Source organism: Proteus sp. CA142267 (assembly GCF_003336825.1).
In the GTDB taxonomy this organism is placed as follows: Bacteria; Pseudomonadota; Gammaproteobacteria; order Enterobacterales; family Enterobacteriaceae; genus Proteus; species Proteus terrae.
Genome location: NZ_QPMG01000012.1, coordinates 74667 through 97336 on the forward strand (window position 1 = coordinate 74667; position 22670 = coordinate 97336).

Consider the following 22670-nt stretch of genomic DNA (forward strand, 5'->3'; position numbering starts at 1 on the left):
TCATACAGAGCAATTATTATGATTGTCGCTGTATCTAACTGGATTATGATTCAATGATGATATTACATGATGAAATAATTAAAAATATAAAAAATGATATTGTCTCTTTTGCAATAACAGAAACAGAGAAATTTTTAACAGAAAAAAGTGGCGAAGTCTTTTACGCCTTTGCGTTCGATTTAAATGCCGCATATGGAGAAGTAAATCTTTGCTTTAACACTGAAGAATATTTTCAAAAAACATTAAAATACTATCAAAATCAATCTGATAATCACGTTTATCATTCAAATGAAGAGATAAAAAGCTTAAAATACAATACAGGTGATTGGGAATACCAATGCTTTAGTACTATTTATCCTATCGATGAAACATACTTAGAACAACTTTATCATACGTCTTATAAAGACGGCTCTTACTCTCACGTTTTAACAAAGATTATTCACATATTTTCAGAATCTCTAACCCTGTTTAAGCAAACAGAGACTTACAAAAAAATCCCAAAAACTGAGGATTTTATTGCTTTTACAATTGATCATGATGAAGATGTTGAAGATGCTTTAATGCGTATTGGAAAATATTAATAAAACTGTGTAGAACGATAAATATCGTAGATGTTCAAAAATAAAGCGATAACCGAACGGTTATTTATTATTGACACAAGAAGAGTATCAATAAATGATCTTTTTTATTAGTTCTATACTTTTTGCAATTTTTTTGACCACTATATTAGCCTATTGGTGTTTCTCTGCACTTTTTCCTAAAGCGCCACCCACAACACTTTCTTGCCTTTTAATAAGAACGATTCTAGGTGTATTTCTCATTATTATAGTGATCAGCCTTATTTTAACTTTATTAAGTCAGATACTCTGATTAGCCGAAGTGTAAATGAATATAGAAAGCCCTTAAAAACAAGGGCTATAATTAAAATTTTTATTTATCTGCTTTTGCTGCCCAAAGAAATTGAGCATTAGGTAATGTGGTATATTTTTCTATTATCTCTTTATAGGTGTTTTCTGGCTTTAATTCTGCAAATTGTTCAGGGTAAATGAAGGTTGCTAAATATTCTAAACCAACGATGTTATATGGATGATTATAGAAATTGTGGTATATACCATATAATCGCTCATTTTCAACTGCTGCGATCTGATTAAATCCAATTCTGCTCTTCAATCGTTTGAAACCTTCCTGAGTCTCTTTGTCAGATACCCCATAGCCAAATGGTACAGCAATATTATTCTTATTGATCCAGCGAGATCCCGTTACAATATATACATCAGGTTTAGTGCTAATAACCTGCTCTAAAGAAATAACACCCGAAGCGCCTGGTAAGAAATGACTGCCTATATTGTCCCCACCAACAGCTTGGATCAACCCCCCCCACCCTGCATTATTATGTGTAAAGCAGCACCCATCACCGTTAGCTCCAGCCTTTGCTTCTACAAATACACTTGGTTTATTTTTAATTTCTTGAGTTTTATTTTTAATACTATCTAAGTGCTGTTGATAAAAGTCTGTATATTCTTTAGCTTCACTCTCTTTATTTAAAATAATACCAAGAAGCTCAACACTTTCTTTCGTGTTTTTGACTGGATCTAAAAAAGTATCAACATAAATAATAGGAATATTGGCCTCTTTTAAAATGCTGACAACGCCCGATCCTTCTAATGCGGGTTTGGCTCTTAATTGAGCGATCAGAACATCAGGTTGTTGTGCAATAACTCGCTCTGCATTAACTTCACCTTTGTCATTAAATCCCATATCAGGGATCGCATTTATATTAGATTTCCATTTCTGTTCTAATAAAGAAACTGTCTGTGGATCCGATTTTTTTAGATTATTATTCCATGCTACAACTCTTTCAAACGGGTTATTTCTATCAAGCAAAGCCAGCGTTAAAATATCTCTACCATCTTGTAATACAATGCGTTTAGGTTCATGTTTTAACGTTATTTTTTGCCCATCTGTATCGGTAATTGTAACTGGATATGTTGTAGCCAATGCGGTAAAAGGAAGTAATGCAGAAAGGGATATTGCTAACAGGTGATATTTATTTTTCATAGTATACTCTCCATAATAGAGAGTTAATGCTAACAATTATCATTAACATCATCAATAAAAATCATCTTTATCTGACTACCAAATAAATTCGTTTTAATAGAACGGCATCCAACAATAAATATTCGGGTCTGATATGGTTTCGCTAACCACTTTGACGCTAAATGGACGACCGTCCATTTAACATAAGCAAACTGCGTTATCCATATATTTTCCTTAAAATTTATCTAAACGGACAGATAATTGTCCAATTACAAGCAAAAAACGTGACTACTCAAGCAGAATAAACTTAATTAACCTCTATCATCTTAACAAATGGTAAAACATTTTTTAACAAATGAGGGGTGATATGAAAAAAAAGAGTAGTATTGCATTTATCAGAAAAAAATTAGTAAAAGATAATTCTATCTACGTAAAAGAACTCAGTGCTCTACTTCATGTATCGGAAAGAACCGTAAGAAGATACATAGATGAATTACAGTTATTAGGTATAGCAACTAAATTTCATGGTGGAGTGAGATTACAAAAAATTGAATTAGAACCAATAATAAATAGAACTATTGATGAAACCAGAGTACTTCAAATTGATTGCGAAGAACAAGGTAGAGATAAAAAAACTGCAGATAAATGCTCATTATATATTTTAGGATCTTTCAATTTAGATGTTGTCACAGAAGTTGAAAGATTTCCTTTTGTTGGAGAGACAATCAAAGCAATTTCGACAAACTTTTTCCCTGGAGGGAAAGGTGCAAATCAAGCGGTTGCGGCTGCTGAATTAAATGATCATGTACATTTTTTTGTTAAAGTAGGCGACGATTCATTTGGTGCTACTGCAGAGAAATATTTCGGTACTACAAAAATAAGTTCATATACATTAATTAAGGATGCCAATGCAAAAACAGGGAATGCATTAGTTATGGTTGAGAACGCTACTGGTAACAATAGCATTGTTATTGATCTAGGAGCTAATGCAACAATCACTAAAGCTGAAATTCTTTCAGATATTAATAATCTACAATCGGCAAGTGTTTTTCTTACTCAATTAGAAAATAATATAGAAGCGACCAAGTTTGCGATTGAAATAGCAAAAAAATCGGGATGTTATGTCATTCTTAACCCAGCGCCCTATTCAGATCAAATTGTCTCACATTTGCCATCTATTGATTTATTAATACCAAATGGAACAGAAGCAGAACTAATATCAAACATTAAAATTGATAGCGTTATTTCAGCACAGGAAGCCATAAAAGCAATACACAACTTAGGTGTTAAAGAAATAGTAATGACACTTGGTGACAGTGGTGCTCTTTATTTCAATGGTAGCACGATGAAATATTACAAAGCGATGAATGCATCTGTCGTTGATACAAGTGGTGCTGGTGATGCATTTACAGGTGCTTTAGCTGCAAAATTAATAGAAGGTAAAAATATGGATGAAGCAATTAAGTTTTCTATTGCTTATGCATCATTGGCCGTTGAAAAAAAAGGAGCATCATCAATGCCATCTAGAACAAGTGTTGATGCCAGATTAAAAAAAGAGCGTATGTAAGGGAAGTGCACAAATAACCTACCCCGTTAATAAATTATATAATCGAGGTCGTTATGAAATATTTAATTTTCATTATTAGCCTTCTCTTAATTTTTATAGTGGCATCTTCTATTAGTTTTAATGCTAATAAAATAAAAATAAAACTTATTCCTATTATTATTCTTTTATTAATAGAGGCCTCCGTTGCTTTTATACTTCTACACACATCTATTGGGATCTCAATTCTTAATACGACGAATATAGGTATAGAATATTTAGTACATCATGCAAATAAAGGAATTGATTTTGTATTTGGAGATATAAGCACAAAAGCACCTATTGTATTTGTTATTGTTGCTCTAATGCCTTTAGTATTTATTTGTTCACTTATTGGGATATTAAAATATTTTGGTATTCTACGTTTAATTATTCTTACTATCGGATACCTTATTAATAAAATAGCCAAAGTAGGTAAACTTGAATCGTTTTCAGCAGTTAGTGCTGTCATTGTAGGTATGATGGCCGTATATGTTTCGATTAAAGAATACATACCTAATTTAACAAAACCACAAATGTACACAATAGCTGCATGCTCGTTGTCTACTGTCGATATCGCAATATTGGGTGCTTATACTCAAATGTTATCACCTCAGTTTGTATTTATTGGTGTTTGCCTAAACTTTTTTAGTACTTTCGTTATTGTTTCCATTATTAACCCTAATGATCCTATTGAGATATCGAACCATTTTTCTGGCCCTAAAAATGAACATCATAGTTTTTTTGAAGTACTAACAGAGCATATGCTCGATGGTTTTAAATTAATTCTAGCGATAGTTCCAATGCTTCTTGGCTTTATTGCTCTAATTAGCATGTTGAATGATATTTTTTTACGCCTCATAGGAATAAGTTTCCAAGGCCTTCTTGGTTATATTTTCTCTCCTATTGCATTTGTGCTTGGTGTCCCTTGGCAGGACAGTATTGAGTTCGGACAAATTATTGCCACAAAAATTTTAACGAATGAATTTGTTGCAATGGTTGACTATATCAAATTGGGTGATCTGAGCCCAAAAACAGAAGCCATTATCTCTGTATTCCTAATTTCGTTCGCAAATTTTGGTTCAGTCGGAATGATTATTGCTTGTATCGCCAGTATCAGTAAAGAACATGGAAAAATGATAGCGGCGAATAGTTTTAGACTGATTGTGGGTTCAACGTTAGTGAGTTGCTTATCTGCAACTATGGTTGGTATTTTTATTAGCTGATATTTATTTCATGAGTCATTTTTTAATTCTATTTGTTATTCAATGTGTTATGTAAGTTATCAAAGGAGAAGTATATGACTAAAATTATTATAGATTGTGATCCGGGTGTAGATGACGCTATTGCTATTTTACTGGCGTTGGCATCACCAGAAATAAAAGTGCTGGGGATCACAACAGTAGCTGGAAATGTTGAGTTAGATAAAGTTCATGAGAATGCTCGTAACATTCTTTCATTTGTGTCACGGCCTGATATTCCTTTAGCCAGAGGATGTGAACGACCTTTGATAGCACGTAGGGGAAGTAAGACACAAGTACACGGCAATAACGGCCTTGCTGGTGTGATGTTACCAAAATCTAATTACACTTATCCCGATATACATGCCGTCGATTTTATTATTGATACTGTGATGTCTAATCCTAAAGAAGTCACCCTTTGCCCGACAGCACCACTTACTAATATCGCCATGGCAATGCTAAAAGAACCAAGGCTTAAGGATAATGTGAAAGATATTGTACTAATGGGAGGGGCTGCATTTTGTAATGGGAATATAACACCAGCAGCCGAATTCAATTTTCATGTCGATCCACACGCGGCACATATTGTCTTTGATACAGCAGAACACATTACTATGTTGGGATTAGATGTCACACATAAAGCTGATATTCGAGCAGGTTTATGTCAGTCGTTAGAGCAAGGTAATGTCATTGCTAGAACAGCAGCAAAAATGTCTCGTGGATATGCTGCATTTGATCCCTTCTTACATGATCCTTGTGTAATAGGTTATCTAATCCGCCCAGATATTTTCACCGGTATAAATGGACATATTGATATTGAATATGAATCATGCAAACTTTTTGGTTTAAGTTTTGCAACAGTCCATGATGATCTAAGACCACCTAAAAATAATAGCAATTTAAATGAATGTCGTATGAATACGATGATAATCACCGATGTTCAATCGGAGAAATTAATGTCACTAATATCTGAACGAATTTTATCTTTGTAAACTGAATCAAATAGAAAAATACAGAGAAGTATAGCTTCTCTGTATCAATTTTTATTATATTATTTAAAAATTAAGGTTCCTTTCTCTCAATAATAATTGATTAATATTTTATTGAAAATTAAACAAGAAATATCCTAATAGTAACTCCGTGCTATGTTTGAAAATAAACAAATCTATTATGATGACTAATATCATAGTAATGGAATGTTAGTATTTACATAATTATTTATATATAACAGTACGTTAGGATAAAGAAACATGGCTAGTTATAAAAAGCTAATAGCTTTAATTGCTATATTATTTACCTGCATAATAGGGAACGCACATGCAGAGCAACGCCCTGATGTAGCAGATAATGTCATTGCCTATAAAGGTCAACAAGGCGTGATTGTTTGGACTCTACGTATTGGTGATCGTAATGCTAATGAAGCATTAGTACAGATCGAAGGTATTGATCATGACTGGAATTTAAAAATTCAGAAGATGCAGGTCGAAAAAACAAGTAGAGATACCCGATACTCAATAAATATTAATGGAAATAAATTTGTTGCTCTAATTATTGAGAATAAATGTTGTGGTAACCTTTATATACTAGGAGAACCTCAGCCTATATCAGTAAATTACTCTGAAGAGATATCCCATGAAGGTAATGCACAAGCATTTCTCACTGATTATCTTCAAGCTCAGAATAATAAAATCAATAAATAAGCCTTTAAAATTATTTTGATATTAAATAGGTGAGTTTTATTGATTATTTTCTCACCTATAAAATAGAATGAAAAAAACAGCCCTGAAATGCCAATAACTCCCATAAAAAAGAGATAAAATAATTATTTAAGCTAGCTAACTATTATACAAAAAACTATACAACAAATAGTAGAGCTTTCAAGAGACGTCAGAAAACAATGATTGATTAGATTGCTTGATTTACTTGGGATTAGGAGACTTCAGGAGACGCTAGGAGATGATGAGATGGCGGAGGAGGAGAGAACAAAATAAATAGGTTAACACACTGATTTATATAAAAATAAACATACAAATAAATTTTCATACCCCCATAAATACCCCTTTTGGATTTTTAGAGGTTATTTTTAGATAAGACATGAATGCAAAAAAAAGAAAGGTGATAGTTTTATACCACCTCCTCATTTTTAATTCCACCTATCCAAAAACTAACTGGAGCTGTTATGAACCTCATGAAGCTAATCCAGAAAGAAAAAAAGATAATGGAATTATTTAAGCCTGATAATTTTGCATGAGTAGCTGGCGAAATAGGCACCCCTCCTTTTGAGGTTTCTGGTGTAGCTTAATGCTTAAAGGATAGGATTCTTTTAACAAGAAAAGTATTCTCGAATCTACTCGCAGAACATTAGATAGCATGGTTAAAGATGGCTTGTTAGAAAAAATATCCAGCTATGAGAGACGACAAAACAAACACCAAGGCTCAAGTAGCTCTCCTGGTGTTCGTTGTGTCGTTAGTCGATATGGCTTATGTGGAAAGTGTCGTCTTGTGAAATGCGAAGATGACGGAGAGGATTTTATTGAAGGTGAGTGTGTGGTAGTTGGCTAACCAACAGACAGTTTCTGGCACCTTAAATACTCAAACGTACTTGCAGTGCTTTATCATGTGGTGTAATAAAACTTGTCACCACAAATAAAAGAGCAAAAATTGAGCAATTAAATACAAAGTAGCGTACACTGAATCACGATATCCCTATAATGGGTGAAAGATATGAAAGCTTTTAATGTGATAAGAATGTTTCAAGACGCACTAGTAGAAGTTACCTGCCCAAGCTGTTCTTACGTAGCTAAACAAAACAAACACAAACTTAAGAAAAACCTAATCTTATTATGCCCTAATTGTGGCTACATGTTTTATTTCAATAAAATATAAACACCACGCAATATGCCCGTTGTTGCCGTGGAAGTTGAACGACAACAACCAGCACATCTGCGCGAGTATTTTAACGAACGATTGGCATTTTATCGTGAGAGAGGCAAGAAGTTGCCTGATGGGAGTTCGGTGCAGTATTTGAAAACAGAGTAGAGCCGATGCTCGATGGAACCGACTGATTTATATAATCAATCATTTATAAAATTTTGGAGTCTTATTGGTGTCCTGATTTTTTCTTTTACAATTATTGATAAAACATCATACTGATAATTAGTTGTATTACCCACCATACTCCCTCAACCTATGTGGCGTAACATTATACCCATAATATTTAAATAACTTATTAAATAAATTATAATTATTGGGGGTAATTATTTATTTTTATGTGATCTTGATTGGTATGTAACTGGTTGATTTTTAGTTTGGGTTGGAGTGGTTTTGGGGAAGATATTTTAAATGATTGAGAGCTTATTAAACTGCCACCAAACACTCAAACCTATTATTTATATTAAATATTCTTCACTATACTAATGTAGTGAATATTTTAAAAACCAAAATAACAATTTATTATGTAATAACTTAAATCTGATTGTCGGCTTTGAGCTAGGAGCGAACCTTATTCTGGGAACAAGTGACCTTATAATACATATTTAGTTAAGTTTACTTAGGTCATGGTTATCAATAATGCTTTATTATATCGTTTTCGTACAGTAAACAGGTAAACAAGTATGGATGGATGGGAAAAGCCCTTTACATTGGCAGAACAGATACAGTTAGCTTTGAATTTAGGTTATGAGGCAGTACCAGACCAAGAGGCTTACACGGGAGCATACTTCATTAAAAGTGGTAAGAAATGGATTTTTAACATTATCGGTCTCAAAAAAACGTTGAATATAACTTCAGATGATGAACTAAGAATGCAGGATTATGATGTTGATATGTATTTCGAAATTCGCCAAAACTGGTCGCAATATCAAGATATGATTTTTGGAAACAACGATATTGCGCCTTCGCCCGAAAACGAACTTACTTCAATTTACCATGACCTACAAGTAACAAATGATTCTGGGGAAATGGTGTATTTGTCTGATGGAATGTGGTTGGATTTCAACGGTCGGATTGTACAACGCTAGCACTCCAACTCTTTTAGTGGGCTTCTGTAAGATCAGCAATCGATAATTGGTTATTAGTTTGCTGGTCTATCCCATTAAATTCTCTTCTTGTACTTTTTACAAAGCGTTGACACTTTCCTTTTTAATCAACACATGACGGTGTTAGCAACATCATCTTTTGGCACTCATCACTCAGAACGATTTTAGGTCTGCTCTGAGCGAAAAGCGGAAGTAATTTCCAAGTTTTATTTTTATCTCAGGCATTAATTTCGGAGGCATCAACCTGTAGATAACTATTTGAAATCATACATAACCTGCTGGTAATATGAGAAAAATAATCCAATGTGGATGCGTTGTTAGCTTACAGTTATAAACCTACGAGGAATCGATGAATATTGAAGGATATGAGAACCGATTTGTAGCCTTTGTAGACATATTAGGCTTCAAAGAGTTGATCCATAAAATTGAATCTGAAGCAGTCGAAAACGCAGATTATCAAAGAGTCAGGTCTGTTCTAAACTTTCTACATGAAGAGTCGATAGAATCAAATGGACAGCACGACCTTCCTGTTTATGAGAAAAAATATGGTTATATCCTTGAAAAAGAATTAGGAGATCCACGTATAAGTTATATCTCTGACTGTGTGATTATCTCTACAGAAGGATCATTTGACGGATTTAAATCACTCTGTAATAAATTAACTAAATTTTCAACTGACATTGCCTGTGATGGAATATTTATACGGGGGGGGGTTACATATGGAAAAATATATCATCACGGTCCAATGTTGTTTGGCTCAGCATATCAACGGGCCTACGAACTAGAGTCTAAGCATGCCACTCACCCGAGAATAATTATTGATGACGTAGTATTCGATTTTTTATCAGAAAGGAAAGGTGTTTTCCCACTTAATACACATGCAATCACAAAAGATGTTGATGGCTTAAATTATTTAGCTAACTTCCCACTCAACTATAGCCCTATGTACATACCATCATGGTTGGATTTCTTGTTAAGGATAAAGAGTAGGATCCTCTATCACTTAAATTTCTTTGACCCAAGAGTTTCGGGATTTGGTATCGAGCTAAAGAGGCTTGATAAATTTTGTTGCTGGAAAGAGGTTTACGGTTGGAATTTGAACTTTGATGGTGGAAATGAATATGTGTTAAAAAAATACGAATGGCTTAAAGATGAGTTAAATAACACAATTGAAAAATACTCAAAATATCTTTCTGCTAATGAGAGGGATTCCATTTATAATTTTGGTGTAAAAAAAGGCGTGAGAATATCGCCCATACATTGGAATGGAACAATATGGTCTCCTATAGAAGAACTTGGTCGTTATCGGTGACGTTTTAATAAGTTAAAATATAAAATTTAATTTCTAATGATCACAACATTTCCAAGTATTGTGGGCATTAAGGTCCATCTTCTATAAGGCAAACCGAGTATAGTATCATCGGGTTTGCTCTGAGCGAGGAGCGGACTAAATGCTCATCTCAGCGGTCAAAGAATATTCTTCTTTGACCATTCTCTTTATCGAGAAAAGATTATCTATTAGTTTTATTCTGAATGTCATTGATTACATCGAGGTAATACTCTTTTTCCTTCCCTTTGAACACTAATCCGAACTCATGATTAATTATAACCCCAACACTTTTCAAAAGGTCGATTTTTGGTTTGGAAGCAGCGTCATTATAATAATAACTAGGAATGTAGTATATTATCTTATGTTGCAAGCTTATTTTCTTTGCAATTCTATTTCTTTCTCTAAATGTAAGCAACCACCAAAGATCAATTTCAACAAAATCCAAATTCAAGCCTAAGATATATACATCCTTAGTAAAAAACTCATCAATCCAGCTATTACCAATATCATTTGCTTGTAACCGTTTTGTAAGCGGCTCGTTGAACGATTTATTGGAATACTGACTTCCGGTAGTCGTATACCCCCGCATGCTTTGCAAATAACCACTGTAATGTTCATAACCAAGGATTATTGAGCTTGGGTTATTCAATGCTCCATGTATATGCCATATATTTTTGTTTTTCACCTTGTGATGTCTGAAGATATTGTATTTACTTTCTTTTATTACACCTTCATTTTTTAAATCTTCAGGTCTGATGTTGTCATCTAAACAATATTCAAAAGCTAAGTCATAGTTTGTTGTTAAAATATTACCGCATTCTAACTCTATTATTTTTTGATGGATTTCATTTGGTTTTATTGTATTTATCTTTGATGCAATGGAATCTTTTATTTTATTTTCTGAAAATCCATTAATTTTCTTATTTGAAATACTAAAATAAATCTCTTCATAGGCTAGTGGGAATGGTTTTTCATGTGTGTCAATTTTTATCCCATATGTTTCCCCTAGATTATTTAAAACATCAAGCCAAGAATTTCCATTTGTAATATTATTTATGCCATTTCCAATAAGTAGTGAATAACCACGCATTTCTATCCCTTATGTTAGATATATTTCTTACACCATACTACTGATATTTATTCTAATACTAGTACTAGCCATTGGCATGTTCGATATCGATAAGTGTGATCTTACCTAGCAACTAGTGTTTTCGAATAAGTACCCCCATGAAAGTCTTAGACAACTATACCTATTAATATCCTACAGAGTGCTCTTCGTAGTCAGAAAATGAGAACTGGATAACATCAGCTCATTGTTTTATTCCCTACGCAGTTTGTGAGTTAACAATGTCCGCTCTTGGAACAAAGCAGACCACAAACAAATATATTCTTTTATTTAATAGTCTTTCATCCTCACCAGCTAAACTAACCATCTAAACTCTTTCTACCCACCATACTCCCTCACATCAATGTAAAAATACTGCTTACCTAGCGAGGTTGTGGACATCTGTCCTGAAACTATCATGGAATGAGGGATAATTCGATTACCTCGTCCACAAAGAGTTACTCTAATCGTTTTTCCTCCCATCGAATCCATCATCCCAATATGCCCTATTGTTGTGATTAATACCGCACAAGGGAAACCGACATCCACACCATTCCAATTATTTCCTGTAAGTACAAAATTATTTCCCTCTAATAAATTAAGCGGTCTTTGGCTTGAAGCGTGTGTAATAACACCTTTATGATAAATTTGAATTCCCCATTTTTGAGGATGAAGTGAAATATGATAAGAAGACTTCACAAATACATAGAGCTCATATTCTGCTGAATTGCCTTGAATAGTATCGATTAAATTCACACACCACGCATTGTTCTCATAAATTACTTCAGATAATCCACTTAATGATGGATTAGAGGAATTAAGAACTCGAATAAAAATAAGTGGTACTGCGTTATTATTACCTTCGATGACTTTAATTAGTCCTGGCTTAGTTTTTATCTTTTTTAAAAATACGGCTGATTCATAAGGTGTTAATTCTTCGGTAATGCCCTGATTAAAAAATAATGCACCATATTTACTCATTTAATTAGTACCATAATAATTCCATTAATCGATTGACTACCACGTAGAGAATTCCACGAAATTTTATTATTCTCGACTCTAACAGTGAAATAAGATCCTCGATTTCTAGCTACAATATAGGCGGCCAATGACCGCCCTTTAGGAATATTATTATAAGTTTTACTGCCATTTTTAGTGACCGCTATTTGGTCAAAAATAAACGAACGCCCTGTGATTTTTATTGGCTTTCCTTTTTCATATATCTCTATTCCCCACGACATGAGAAATCCTCTACGGCATCAGGAGATACCCATCCTCCTAAGAATTTAAATCCTAATTGAGGTACAGCATGATAAAGAGGCCCTTTAATTGTTTCTCTCTTTTTATCAAATTTCACCAATACAGGTTGTTGATAGTGAAAAGTTTTTATTTGGTAAACACCTTGGCAATCGACTTTTTTATATCCAGAGGTACACCCTGACAATAATAATGCTGTAATTAAAATAATAAACTTCATACGCTACCCTAAATAACCTATTTTTGCCGCTAACTGATTGTTTTCATCGTAAACATAAATAGTATTATTTGTGATCACTAACCGCCCTTTTGTTCCTCCTGAGTTTATATCTAACCGTCCACGAAATACTGCATCATTTAATTCCACATTCCCTGTTGTGGCATCAATATTAAATCCTTTCTTGCCAGCTGAATAATTAGTGGATGTGATTTTTTTACCTACCGATAATTTATCAATAGTTGCCTTGCTAAATAACGCATCATTGAAAAAAGCTTGTCCATTTTGGATCACAAAAGGCGTCACCACTTTGCCGTTTAATGACGATATCACTGCAAAGTTTTGGGCATTGACCAGAAATTGGCTATTTCCTTGTGCATTAAACCCTAAGCCAATGCCAGTAATGACTTTATTACCTTTGCTATCCTGCTGGACTTTCATTGTCCATGATGCCGAAATTTTGCCATTTATGTCTGTGACCACTTTCGAAGTTTGTTCGATTTTGGCTGAACTTGTACCCACTTGGCTTTCTAAACGAGTGACTTGCTGAGCGGTAGAGGTCACCTTTCCTGAAACCTCGGTCACTTTAGTTTCAAGTTGGTTTACCGCATTCGCTGTTGCATTGGCTTTCTGTTCGCTGGACTTAGGCACTTCATTCACCACAAATCCTTTTGGTGCCACCAATTGTTTGTTATTGGTATAAGTGCTGGTGATGATTTGATGGTTTATACTTTTATGCTTAGTAAGCTGATATTTTGCTCCTCCTCGCAAATAGATATATTCCACAGAGCCATTCGTTAATTGAGCAGGCCCCATCACAGGGGATTGATTTGTCCATTTCCAATCAAAATTATCAATGATGCGATTTTCAGACTGAGTCCCCCATCCAGAACCACTGACTTGCCATTCCACAATCATGGCAAAGCCTTTGGTGCTATGAGTGGCATAGCTGGGTTTATTGTCTGAATATTGCCCTAAGGTTCTAAAAACCTTAAAGGCATAACGTCGAGAGGTTACTAAAGGTAAAATCACCGGATAATAGGTGTTTTCATTGAGTTTAGATAAATCTAAATCCACCACCACAGATTCCGTTAAATCAGCTTTCACTTTATCTAATTTGCTGGATAACGTTTGCACCTGAGAGGTTGCGGACGTCACTTTGCCATCGATATTAGATACTCGCGTATTTAACGCATTTACCGCACTACTATCAGCTTTCCCCTTAAGATTTGAATTGAGCGTTGAAATCTCTTGCGTTTGGGCTTGCTGTTTCGAGGTGAGGGTTTCTAATGATTTATTAATCGCAGAAACATTCCCATTCATCCGTGTTTCCAGTGATTGTCGGGCTTTCGCTTCTGCTTGGTCGCCGGTAACACGTGCTTGCTTCTCGGCGGAGATAAGTCCTGCGGTGACTTTAGATAAATCATTACCGGTATAATCACCACGAAGTTGAGTGGCTAAGGATTGCCGTTGTTGCGCTTCAGTTTTATCTGCATCAATACGCGCTTGTTGCTCTTGTTTAATCGCCGCTGCCTGTGCTTCTGTTGCCGTTGCAACTTGGTTCATTCGCTCAGCTAATAATTTTCCTGCCTCCTCCAGTTTTTTTTCACTTTCTTCAATCGTTGCTCCATGTCTCATCAACTCAGCTAAAATCTTGTCATGATTTATCCTCATCAACTCATGTAATTCAGTAATATCGAGTTGGTTAGCCTTGCTGTTGATCTCACCCAATAGGTCTTGTGTGAGTTGATCTCGACCGATTTGCCCCGCTAATTCATCAAGAATAGCGTCTATGTTACCGTCAACTTGTCCTGTAACTTCTACAAAATGAGATTTACCGTACTCATTGACACTTCGCACATAAAACCAGTAATCCAGACCCGCCCTTAGTTGTTCTTTAGTCCAGAATTTAGCTCTACCTAAAAAGTCAGCTTTTAACTCTATCTCATTGATATTATTTATCCTGTTTTCACCAGAAAACCAGAATTCAAACTCCGTGTTTTGAGTGTGTGGCACGACGATATGTGGGATCAGCTTTATTTCAAAAAAGCCAGACTCAACCGTGATTGAACTCGGTGCGCTTGGTGCGCCAATGACCATTTGAACTTTTGTTTCGCTACCAAGCATTCCATTAGCGTCTTTACCTCTTACCCCAACAAGATAATCCCCCGCGTCAAGACCGTTGAAGTAGTATTCTAAATCTGCGGTATTTCCAGTAGATACAACCTTGCTGTTTTTATAAAGAGTGACATTAAATGAAATATTTCTATTAATGGTTGTTGTTACCCACATAGCCCTAGCCTGAACTTGAGGGCTATCATTAACATAAGCGATAGAAAGGCGCTCTATGTTAGAAATACGAACAACATTCTGTGTTGGAGGATTTCCAGTAAAATCAACACCGCTATCAACAATACTTTCCTTTTGAGGCGCATGCTGAATACAGTTGTATAGATAGTTCCCCTCATTATCTTCCGAAATGGAAATTACCCTAAATAATTTGGTCGTTAACGTGCTCTTTGAAATGGAAAATACACCATACTGCTTCAATCCATGTGGATTTTCACGCAAAGTAACAATATCACCATCGATAGATTGAATTTCTATTTTTACAAACTTACCTGCTGCCCCTAAAAATGAGAAAGTGCCTTTATCATCATATTTCCACTCAATAGGCGCATCGATAATAATAGTACGAGCATTGACTGATAGAACTCGTCCTCCTACCTTCACCCCTGCAAAACTGTCATCTGCAACTTCAATAATATCGCCAGAGATACAGTTGATCCCCTCACGTCCGGTTGTAAAGGTAACGCTATCTTTCTCCAGCTTTTCTGTTTGTAATATCCATTTACCCACTCTGTGAGCCTGCCCGCGACTAGTACAGCCAAAAGCAGTGACTTTCTTGACATTTACACCGCCAAATCGCTGAATAAGGTCATCATCTTGGATAAATTCTCTTTCTTCACTCCATCCATTACTCGGATTTACCCATGACACTTCAATAGCATTGTGTCGTGCTGATTTCGCTGTTGATGTATATTTAAATTTGCCATCAATAACGTTTGAATTTGTATACGTCCATACTGGATCGGATGGTCTGTCTTGAAAACACGTTAATTGTTGTCCATCCCATAAAGGCATACCGCGAAATACAGACGCCAAGTCATCAAGCACTTCTTTGGCTTTTCGTTGAGAGGTTATATAGGCATTGAAAGTAAAACGCGGCTCTTTGTTGCCAAATCCATCATCAACCAATTCATCACAGTAACGAGCAATGGCATATAGCGCGAATTTATCAACGTCAAACGAACCGATCATCTCTCCTATACCGTATCGTTCATTGGTGACTAAATCGTAAAAAATCCATGCGGGATTATTAGTCCATGCAGGCTTGAAGCGGCCCGTCCAAATCCCTGTGTAAGTGCGCGTTTCTGGATCATAGTTATCAGGAACTTGGATAATCATTCCTTTTATATGATAGGTGCGATTGGGCGTATCACCGTATTGGGATTTATCAATTTTCATCCCGACAACAGCAGAATTAGGATAAGAAAATTTAGCGTCAGTTATTTCTGTGTAACTCGCCCATACTGTGCCATTCTTCAGCAAATCACTCTTACTGTCTTCAGTTGTACGAGAAACCCTGATTTGAAATGGTTTTTTCTTAGGCGCATCGATGATATATGATTCTAAATATTGACCGCTAATTTTACCGGTTATTCTTGCTGTTTCTGCATGTACCCAACCAGATCCCTCATTAACTTCAATAAGCATTTCCACCGTAGCATCGTACTGATTTCCCTTATCATCTTGACCAACAAGGGCAGAGACACCCAAAGTAAATCTAACGCGGTCAGTTTCCTGATCGGAAATAGTGCGCAAGATTGGCGTATTTTTTTTCACCTCAACATTAACGGGTATTTCTTTCTCTACAAAAGGAAAACCATCTAAAGGCGCTTGTGTCGGTGTTCCCGCACGCCATTGAACCTCAACCCCATGAATATTCGGATTGCCATCTTCATCTACAACAGGCGTACCATTCAATAAAAAGCCTGACATACCACCAACAGGGCCTTCTATTGGCCCTTCGGAAACCAAATCAATGACATTAAGAAATTGTTTATTTTTTAAGTTGTCATCAAGCAATCTCGGAGTACTTCCTCCGCCACCACCTTTCCCCATTAAACAGTCTCCAAACCTTGTGATATTACATTTGAACCCACGACCATCTCGCCATAACAGATAGGAACGGGATAGCCTTGTCCGACTCTATTTGATAATGAGCTGAAATACTGGTTACTTTCAGAGTTTCGCCCCTCTATGCTCGGTGCCGGAGGTGTTTTGGTTAACATCGTTGCCAATCCCGCTGCGGCCACTCCCACACCAGCAGCAAATAATGCCGTCGATGTCATTGTTGCCAGAAATCCGCCCGGTATTAAAAACGATGCACCAATTAAAGCTGCTCCACCAATAATGCCTAGCCATCCACCGGATTTAGCGCCACCAATGACAGGAACAATCGTAATAACATCACCTTCACTTAATGGTGTATTTAATCCCGCAGAAATGCTCTCCTTGGTCATATCATTACCTGCGATACGAACACGAAACTGCCCTTGATTAATCTCTTTTTTCAATCCATCAATTTGATAGCAAAGACAGCGTAAGGCCTCACCAGCATTGCTTACCTCAAGCTCGAACCTGCGTCCAAATCGGCGTAAATAGCCTGCAAACTGTAATTTGACCATTGCTTATGCCTCCAAATGCTGTGAGTGTATTTGAACCAGTAGCCACCGTAAGTATCTCGCTTACTCAATCTGTCTGGTCTGTGATGCAATATCTCTTGATTTCCTAAGTACAAAGCGGCATGGCAAGGTTTTGAAGTGCCTAAGCAAATCAATATCATGTCGCCTTCTTGAGCTTCATCAACTTGATAGAAACCCTGTTTAACTGTGTTATCTAAATAGAGATTTTGCTCTGTGTACCACCATTCATCAGGGCGAATAAAATCATCTAACTGAATGCCTGAAAGGTGATAGGCGTCGCGTATAATGGAGTAACAATCCTGCTCACCATGCTTAAACTCTCTACCTAATAGTGGTGCTATTGGTCTGAACTTGTGGATCACACCATCACATACCAACCACCACGGTAGATTTGTTTTCCTTTGCATTGCTCTATCGCCAGAACTCAAGAAAGGTTTTCCGTCAGGATGACTATGAACAATAACTTTGACGTCTGAATAACACTCTGCCGTCATCCAATCGTTTGGGTTTATTTCAAAATAGTTTAGTGGATTGGGGTGTATATTCCCGCAAGGAAAATACTTGTCGCCAGAAATTAAACCACACGACTCCCTCACTCCTTCCGCTTTCGCGTGAGCGATAATGTCTTTCTCAATCATGGATTAACCTAATTTGTTTGAGCCTAAATACCCGCCAAATGGCATGACTGATTTAAATCTGAGTTTGCACCCACTGTATTTATGAGAGCACTTATCTTTAAGGGGATCTGTTGTTAGTTGGTCTTTTTCATCTGCAACAGGAGGGCCATCATAACCACAGTCGCCACCTCGGTATCGCCATGAGCAAATGTCAGCTTGAATAACTCGCCTAGGTATCAGCGCGTTATCCGTTTCTGTTGGAAGCGCTAATATGTACGTCACAAAGTCTGAATCTGAGCTTTCCCGTTGCTCGATAACATACTTCTGAACAACTTCTCTTGTTGGATCTGCTTGTGGGTTTCCGTTGGGAAAATTAACAGCATCAAGATATTGATCTAAAACCTGCCGGCGAGTAACGATAGCACCTAGGGCGTCATCATAGTCGTTGTTAATGGCTGTCAACATTCCGTCAAAGTTAGCAAATGTCATTTTAGGTCTATCTGACGCCCCCTGCGCAGTTACACTAAATCCTGTAACTTGAACAGGATAAGGCTCATAGCGTAAACCTTGCCAGATGATAGGTTTTAATAACCCATTCATGCCATCATGAAACCGGTAAACATCCCCCCCAAAACGGCTTAAATCGACCTCATATAGATCTAACATTGCATTTTGCTGTAAGTCTGCAACGTCTATGCGCATCGCTTGAGGTATCTCTCTCATGCGATAACCTCCTCAAATGTACAGTCTATCTGCCATGATGATTTACGTGGTGTTACCTGCCAGCCTCGGCAAACAAACTTACGCTTAGAATTATCATCACTGGTTAGCCACAAGAATGACTCAACCGCACCACGAGCCTTAAGAAATTCATCAATCTGCTTACCTATGTCAGCATGTTTAATAAATGAAAGTTGATAGGTCTTTAATTGGTTGTTGATCCCGTCTTTAACTCGTTGTTCGTAACCGTTACCAAACTTGGCTACTTTCACTTTAGGCTCATTACCTACCTGATAAGCCGTTTCTGGCCGCCATTTAAACTCTTCCATTGGTTACTCCAATAAAAAAGCCACCTATTTGGGTGGCCGTTACCAACTTCTTGATTTTTCCAAAGCACCACCGCTACGCATTTCGGTGCCAAGTACATCATAAACCGTACCTCTCACCATTTGCTGTATCTGCTGCGCTTCCTTTTGAGTGATACCATTCGGTGCCTGAACTTGGAATGTAAAGTGCATATCCCCCATGCTGACACCGTTACCACCTTTACCCATTTGTCGATTGCTGATAACCCGCCCACTATCGCCTGGTATCATGTATTGATTACCATTCGATGCCTTGAATATCTCTGGCTTGCCACCTTCTCCAACCCGATACATTTTACCTGCACCGACCTGTCCTCCATTTTTACGAGCGCCAGCAAGCGCAATCATGGCCGGTATTGCTGCCGCCATTGCAGCCATTCCCCAAGTTGCAGCAGAACCCATTGTGGCAATACTGGTTGTTGCTGCGGCTGGAGCCATTGCAGTTGCGATTGCACCTCCAGTCGCCGTTGCGTCTGCAACCGCTTGAGCATTTGACGCTTTACGCATAGCATTTTCAGTAATCATATTCTTAACTTGCTGCATACCCATTTGAACCAGAGCACCAACGGCTTGGTCTACAATGGTTAATGCGACATTGCGGAAAGCATCGTTAAGGGATTGAGTGCCTGTTAATAGCCCTGTAATTACGTTAGCGGAACGTTGCCCTAATGCGTCCAACCCATCAGCTAAGAATTGATTAGCTTGACTCTGATTACGCCATATCTCCCATTGAGCATTCATGCGGTCTTGCTCATATTGAGTATTAGCGGCATTCATTAACTCCAAGCTTTGCTGCTCAGTTAAAACCTTTTGGTTTTCATACTCTTTTATGAGTGCAAGTTTACGATCGTGCTCATTCTTTAGTTGCTGAACAGGGTCTACTTGTGCTTTTAAATTATCTTGAGGAGATACAGCGTTATTAGCCCGTATTTCGGCTATTTTGTGCTGATATTCTGCTTCAATTTCAGCTTTACGCCTTGCCGCTTGCTCAGTAAGAGATACATCATCTTTTGTTATCCGCTCTAAATCTGCCAACTGTTTATCGTGAGATTCTTTAGCCTTAGCGACTAAATCAAGCTCAAGTGCGGCTTTCTTATCAGCTAGATTGCGCTCAATGTTGTATTTATCTTCTGCAAGTTTCTCAGCTAGTTTAATCTGTTCAGGAGATGCCTTGTCACCCAACGCCTTAACCGCATCATACTTAGCCATTTCAAGAGAGCCGCCTTTGTAACCTTTGTTTAAAAGCTCAATTTCTTCTCTCTGGCGTTTTAATGCTTCGTATGCTGCATCTGTGGCTTTGGTTGATTCCTTGGTTGTTTTGTTACGCTCAGCGGCTGCATCTTGAGCTTTTTGAGTTGCTATTGCTATTTGCTTTAGTTGATATATTTCCCTTTCGTCTGTTATCCCTTTATCTTCAATGTAAAAATCAACTTGCAATAATCTCTTATCAACTTCACTTTTGGCGTTAGCTAGCTTCATTTCACGCTCTAGTGATTTTCTTAAATCCATCCCCTCCTTAGACCATTCGAAAGATATTTTTTCACCATTAAACTCTTTCTTTTTTTGCAGCGCCCTATCAATAGAAAAACCATAAGAATCCCATCCCTTTGCGCCACTTGGTAGAACAGATATTTCCCTTTTTAGTAAATCAATTCCCTCTTTTAACTCACCATTAAGATCAGCTTGAATAAAAGATATGGTATTTTTTGTGCGACTGTAGTTATTTGACGCCTTTGTTGCGTTGTCAGTTGCAATTGCTAACTTATCTTGAGCATCGGCTAGCTGTTTTGTTATGGATTCATATTTACTTGTTCCAACTTTAGCTAAAGCCAAATCAGCCTCTAATTCTCTTACTTTTTCCGCAGCTTGCTTCATAGCGACAGTGGTGTTTAGAACTTCATTTTTTAACTCAGGGAGCGCTTCTTTTAACTTGGCAGATTCAGCCCTCTTTTGTTCCCTTGTCATGTTTTTCATTTCAGCAGTTAATTGATTTACTCCCTCTGCAAGTTTTACTGCTTCTTCTCTTGCTTCTTTTGCCTGCTGGTAGAAATACATGATCGCAGCACCCGCGGCCATTGCTATACCTGCTGGGCCACCAACAAAACCTAGAGCTTTATTAGCTAAACCGATAGATACAGAAGCGGCTCTTGCTGCTGCGGCTGAGTTAGCCATTGCTGCTGTCTGCGCTTGCGTTGCTTGCTTATGATTTATCGCCGCGGTTGTTGCGGCAGATCTAACGGCAATTAAATTTGCCAGCGCGGTTGCTTCTGCGTTTGTTCCTCTTGCGGCCGCAAATTCGGTTTTCGCTTTCTCAACTAACGCTCTGGCTGCTGCTAAATCTAAAGCGGTCTTTCTTGCCGTCATTATTGCATTGTGTTCAGCTACTCTAGCAGCTTGAAGGTTTGCTATCGCTTCTTGCCTTGCTGCAACTGCTGATTGCATTTTAGCTTTGATAGCCAACCCCATTGCGGCAATGTATCTACCGCCAACAACGGAGGCAACTAGACTAACCGCTAAAACCATTTCATCGAGACTCTTACTTGCAGTAATTACAGCATCGCTGAATACGTTAATAGATGCCTTTATTGTTGTATTCTCACCAAGGAACTTAGTTAAGTTATTCCCTGCTTCTTGAAATGCCTGCGACATTGTTCGAGTGGTTTTAGCGAACTCTTTACCAATAGCATCCCCCTGAGACAATAGCCCTTTTACAACAACATCAGTGGTCAACTTGCCTTCTGCTGCCATTTTACGAAGCTGACCTATACTTACTCCTAGTGAATCAGCCAATGCAACCATTAAGCGACTACCCTGTTCTGCTACTGAATTAAATTCTTCACCACGGAGAACACCAGAAGCGATACCCTGTGATAACTGAATGATGGCGTTTTCTGCTTCCTGCGCAGTAGCACCAGAGACAATAAATCCCTGATTAATAATCGTTGTTAATTTTGCCAAATCCGCCGCTGATGTATTGTATTCTCTCGTTCCTCGCTCTAATCGTGCATAGAGTGTTGCTGTGGCATCAAGACTAGATCGTGTTGCTTGAGAGATATCAAATACTCGTTGAGTTACATCAATAAGCGACTCGCTAGCACGAACTGAGTTAGATAACTTATTGTTTAATTCAGTCCATGCCTCAGAATAACTAGCAACCATTGAAGCCGATAAATAACCAGTCAGAGCCGCTGCAACTTTAGATAGAGATTGCATTGAACGTTCAGTATTATTTACTGATTGAGACGTTCGGTTAAAACTACTATCCATACGATTAAGGCGTTGCTCTAGCTGACGTTGAGATGTAAGCAATTGCCGAACATCCATTTGAACTTGATAAACGATTTCGCCTACATTTGCCATTTATCGGCTCCTTAAAATGAAAAACCCCGCCGA

General features: G+C 37.3%; 20 protein-coding genes. 9 read left to right on the forward strand and 11 right to left on the reverse strand.

Going from position 1 to position 22670, the window contains the following annotated elements:
- Positions 1-53 precede the first annotated feature (53 nt).
- Positions 54-581, forward strand: coding sequence for a DUF4303 domain-containing protein (locus C0T34_RS16395; protein ID WP_109850481.1), 528 nt, complete (start codon positions 54-56; stop codon positions 579-581).
- 349 nt (positions 582-930) lie between these two features.
- Here the strand turns inward: C0T34_RS16395 and C0T34_RS16400 are convergent, their stop codons facing one another.
- Positions 931-2058: an ABC transporter substrate-binding protein gene (locus C0T34_RS16400; RefSeq protein WP_098943607.1), complete on the reverse strand. Its 1128-nt coding sequence runs from the start codon at positions 2056-2058 to the stop codon at positions 931-933.
- Positions 2059-2404: 346 nt separating this feature from the next.
- Here C0T34_RS16400 and C0T34_RS16405 point away from each other — a divergent pair, with 346 nt between their 5' ends.
- From C0T34_RS16405 to C0T34_RS16440, 8 genes are all read left to right on the forward strand, one after another.
- Positions 2405-3604 (forward strand): PfkB family carbohydrate kinase, encoded by a 1200-nt coding sequence (locus C0T34_RS16405; protein ID WP_162556841.1) that lies wholly within the window; start codon positions 2405-2407, stop codon positions 3602-3604.
- A gap of 53 nt (positions 3605-3657) precedes the next feature.
- Positions 3658-4845, forward strand: coding sequence for a nucleoside transporter C-terminal domain-containing protein (locus tag C0T34_RS16410; RefSeq protein ID WP_109850483.1), 1188 nt, complete (start codon positions 3658-3660; stop codon positions 4843-4845).
- Positions 4846-4919: 74 nt separating this feature from the next.
- Positions 4920-5852 (forward strand): nucleoside hydrolase, encoded by a 933-nt coding sequence (locus tag C0T34_RS16415; RefSeq protein ID WP_109850484.1) that lies wholly within the window; start codon positions 4920-4922, stop codon positions 5850-5852.
- Between the two features lie 258 nt (positions 5853-6110).
- Positions 6111-6560, forward strand: coding sequence for a hypothetical protein (locus C0T34_RS16420; protein WP_098943615.1), 450 nt, complete (start codon positions 6111-6113; stop codon positions 6558-6560).
- 670 nt (positions 6561-7230) lie between these two features.
- Positions 7231-7422, forward strand: coding sequence for a hypothetical protein (locus tag C0T34_RS18365; RefSeq protein ID WP_004247006.1), 192 nt, complete (start codon positions 7231-7233; stop codon positions 7420-7422).
- Positions 7423-7758: 336 nt separating this feature from the next.
- Positions 7759-7899, forward strand: a complete 141-nt coding sequence (locus C0T34_RS16430; RefSeq protein WP_089503251.1) for a DNA polymerase III subunit theta — start codon at positions 7759-7761, stop codon at positions 7897-7899.
- A gap of 575 nt (positions 7900-8474) precedes the next feature.
- On the forward strand, positions 8475-8879 hold the full coding sequence (locus C0T34_RS16435; protein ID WP_109850485.1) for a hypothetical protein: 405 nt from the start codon (positions 8475-8477) through the stop codon (positions 8877-8879).
- 367 nt (positions 8880-9246) lie between these two features.
- Positions 9247-10209, forward strand: coding sequence for a hypothetical protein (locus C0T34_RS16440; RefSeq protein ID WP_109850486.1), 963 nt, complete (start codon positions 9247-9249; stop codon positions 10207-10209).
- A 199-nt stretch (positions 10210-10408) separates the two neighbouring features.
- Here the strand turns inward: C0T34_RS16440 and C0T34_RS16445 are convergent, their stop codons facing one another.
- The 10 genes from C0T34_RS16445 to C0T34_RS16490 all read right to left on the reverse strand — a co-directional run bounded on the left by C0T34_RS16445 (position 10409) and on the right by C0T34_RS16490 (position 22637).
- On the reverse strand, positions 10409-11317 hold the full coding sequence (locus C0T34_RS16445; protein WP_109850487.1) for an SIR2 family protein: 909 nt from the start codon (positions 11315-11317) through the stop codon (positions 10409-10411).
- Between the two features lie 354 nt (positions 11318-11671).
- A complete protein-coding gene (locus tag C0T34_RS16450; protein WP_109850488.1) occupies positions 11672-12313 on the reverse strand; it encodes a hypothetical protein in 642 nt (213 codons plus the stop codon).
- On the reverse strand, positions 12310-12573 hold the full coding sequence (locus C0T34_RS16455) for a hypothetical protein (RefSeq protein ID WP_109850489.1): 264 nt from the start codon (positions 12571-12573) through the stop codon (positions 12310-12312). The genes C0T34_RS16450 and C0T34_RS16455 overlap by 4 nt, the downstream gene beginning before the upstream one ends.
- Positions 12558-12809 (reverse strand): hypothetical protein, encoded by a 252-nt coding sequence (locus C0T34_RS16460; protein WP_072071134.1) that lies wholly within the window; start codon positions 12807-12809, stop codon positions 12558-12560. Before C0T34_RS16460 ends, C0T34_RS16455 begins: the two co-directional genes overlap by 16 nt.
- 3 nt (positions 12810-12812) lie before the next feature.
- Positions 12813-16991 (reverse strand): phage tail protein, encoded by a 4179-nt coding sequence (locus C0T34_RS16465; RefSeq protein WP_109850490.1) that lies wholly within the window; start codon positions 16989-16991, stop codon positions 12813-12815.
- Positions 16991-17557 (reverse strand): tail assembly protein, encoded by a 567-nt coding sequence (locus C0T34_RS16470; RefSeq protein WP_089503237.1) that lies wholly within the window; start codon positions 17555-17557, stop codon positions 16991-16993. The genes C0T34_RS16465 and C0T34_RS16470 overlap by 1 nt, the downstream gene beginning before the upstream one ends.
- On the reverse strand, positions 17494-18213 hold the full coding sequence (locus C0T34_RS16475) for a C40 family peptidase (RefSeq protein ID WP_109850491.1): 720 nt from the start codon (positions 18211-18213) through the stop codon (positions 17494-17496). Before C0T34_RS16475 ends, C0T34_RS16470 begins: the two co-directional genes overlap by 64 nt.
- Positions 18214-18216: 3 nt before the next feature.
- A complete protein-coding gene (locus tag C0T34_RS16480; RefSeq protein WP_109850492.1) occupies positions 18217-18915 on the reverse strand; it encodes a phage minor tail protein L in 699 nt (232 codons plus the stop codon).
- Positions 18912-19241, reverse strand: a complete 330-nt coding sequence (locus tag C0T34_RS16485; protein ID WP_109850493.1) for a phage tail protein — start codon at positions 19239-19241, stop codon at positions 18912-18914. The genes C0T34_RS16480 and C0T34_RS16485 overlap by 4 nt, the downstream gene beginning before the upstream one ends.
- 39 nt (positions 19242-19280) lie before the next feature.
- Entirely contained in the window at positions 19281-22637 is a 3357-nt protein-coding gene (locus C0T34_RS16490; protein WP_109850494.1) for a tape measure protein, read from the reverse strand.
- Positions 22638-22670 lie beyond the last annotated feature (33 nt).

What these genes read in the sequence shown, in the direction of transcription:
- C0T34_RS16475 (WP_109850491.1), bottom strand. Translation starts at nt 18,213, where the DNA reads ATGATTGAGAAAGACATTATCGCTCACGCGAAAGCGGAAGGAGTGAGG.
- C0T34_RS16440 (WP_109850486.1), top strand. Translation starts at nt 9,247, where the DNA reads ATGAATATTGAAGGATATGAGAACCGATTTGTAGCCTTTGTAGACATA.
- C0T34_RS16460 (WP_072071134.1), bottom strand. Translation starts at nt 12,809, where the DNA reads ATGAAGTTTATTATTTTAATTACAGCATTATTATTGTCAGGGTGTACC.
- C0T34_RS16395 (WP_109850481.1), top strand. Translation starts at nt 54, where the DNA reads ATGATGATATTACATGATGAAATAATTAAAAATATAAAAAATGATATT.
- C0T34_RS16490 (WP_109850494.1), bottom strand. Translation starts at nt 22,637, where the DNA reads ATGGCAAATGTAGGCGAAATCGTTTATCAAGTTCAAATGGATGTTCGG.
- C0T34_RS16455 (WP_109850489.1), bottom strand. Translation starts at nt 12,573, where the DNA reads ATGTCGTGGGGAATAGAGATATATGAAAAAGGAAAGCCAATAAAAATC.
- C0T34_RS18365 (WP_004247006.1), top strand. Translation starts at nt 7,231, where the DNA reads ATGGTTAAAGATGGCTTGTTAGAAAAAATATCCAGCTATGAGAGACGA.
- C0T34_RS16435 (WP_109850485.1), top strand. Translation starts at nt 8,475, where the DNA reads ATGGATGGATGGGAAAAGCCCTTTACATTGGCAGAACAGATACAGTTA.
- C0T34_RS16485 (WP_109850493.1), bottom strand. Translation starts at nt 19,241, where the DNA reads ATGGAAGAGTTTAAATGGCGGCCAGAAACGGCTTATCAGGTAGGTAAT.
- C0T34_RS16480 (WP_109850492.1), bottom strand. Translation starts at nt 18,915, where the DNA reads ATGAGAGAGATACCTCAAGCGATGCGCATAGACGTTGCAGACTTACAG.
- C0T34_RS16450 (WP_109850488.1), bottom strand. Translation starts at nt 12,313, where the DNA reads ATGAGTAAATATGGTGCATTATTTTTTAATCAGGGCATTACCGAAGAA.
- C0T34_RS16410 (WP_109850483.1), top strand. Translation starts at nt 3,658, where the DNA reads ATGAAATATTTAATTTTCATTATTAGCCTTCTCTTAATTTTTATAGTG.
- C0T34_RS16400 (WP_098943607.1), bottom strand. Translation starts at nt 2,058, where the DNA reads ATGAAAAATAAATATCACCTGTTAGCAATATCCCTTTCTGCATTACTT.
- C0T34_RS16445 (WP_109850487.1), bottom strand. Translation starts at nt 11,317, where the DNA reads ATGCGTGGTTATTCACTACTTATTGGAAATGGCATAAATAATATTACA.
- C0T34_RS16470 (WP_089503237.1), bottom strand. Translation starts at nt 17,557, where the DNA reads ATGGTCAAATTACAGTTTGCAGGCTATTTACGCCGATTTGGACGCAGG.
- C0T34_RS16430 (WP_089503251.1), top strand. Translation starts at nt 7,759, where the DNA reads ATGCCCGTTGTTGCCGTGGAAGTTGAACGACAACAACCAGCACATCTG.
- C0T34_RS16415 (WP_109850484.1), top strand. Translation starts at nt 4,920, where the DNA reads ATGACTAAAATTATTATAGATTGTGATCCGGGTGTAGATGACGCTATT.
- C0T34_RS16420 (WP_098943615.1), top strand. Translation starts at nt 6,111, where the DNA reads ATGGCTAGTTATAAAAAGCTAATAGCTTTAATTGCTATATTATTTACC.
- C0T34_RS16465 (WP_109850490.1), bottom strand. Translation starts at nt 16,991, where the DNA reads ATGGGGAAAGGTGGTGGCGGAGGAAGTACTCCGAGATTGCTTGATGAC.
- C0T34_RS16405 (WP_162556841.1), top strand. Translation starts at nt 2,405, where the DNA reads ATGAAAAAAAAGAGTAGTATTGCATTTATCAGAAAAAAATTAGTAAAA.